Here is a 395-nt window from a genome sequence, read left to right as displayed (position 1 = left end):
TTCGCAGATTAGCACGTCCTTCATCGCCTCTGACTGCCAGGGCATCCACCGTGTACGCTTGGTCGCTTAACCTCACAACCCACAGGCGTTTTGACACGCTGTGAATCGCGATAATCTTGAGACCCGGCCGCATCGCGCATCGTTCTTATTACGGAGAACGAATACGACGCGGTCGTTTCAAATTTTCAGCTTGTTCCGGATTGTTAAAGAGCAATATCTCAAACTCGACGTCGCCGTCAGTTTTGAGATATTTCGTGGAGACACCTTTCACCTGTCACCAAGCAAGTGGCGTCCCCTAGGGGATTCGAACCCCTGTTGCCGCCGTGAAAGGGCGGAGTCCTAACCGCTAGACGAAGGGGACACATCGTGTCGCGACTTCGCAGCCGTCTTGCTCA

At 53.7% G+C, this 395-nt stretch carries 1 tRNA gene; it reads right to left on the bottom strand.

Annotated elements, in window-relative coordinates:
• Window positions 1-286 precede the first annotated feature (286 nt).
• Window positions 287-361 (bottom strand) — tRNA-Glu (locus tag BBA90_RS19420).
• Window positions 362-395 lie beyond the last annotated feature (34 nt).

It is taken from the genome of Pantoea eucrina, from assembly GCF_001691555.1.
Taxonomy (GTDB): Bacteria; Pseudomonadota; Gammaproteobacteria; order Enterobacterales; family Enterobacteriaceae; genus Pantoea; species Pantoea borealis.
Note: the sequence above shows the minus strand (reverse complement) of the source record. Positions and strands in the feature narration are given on the sequence as shown.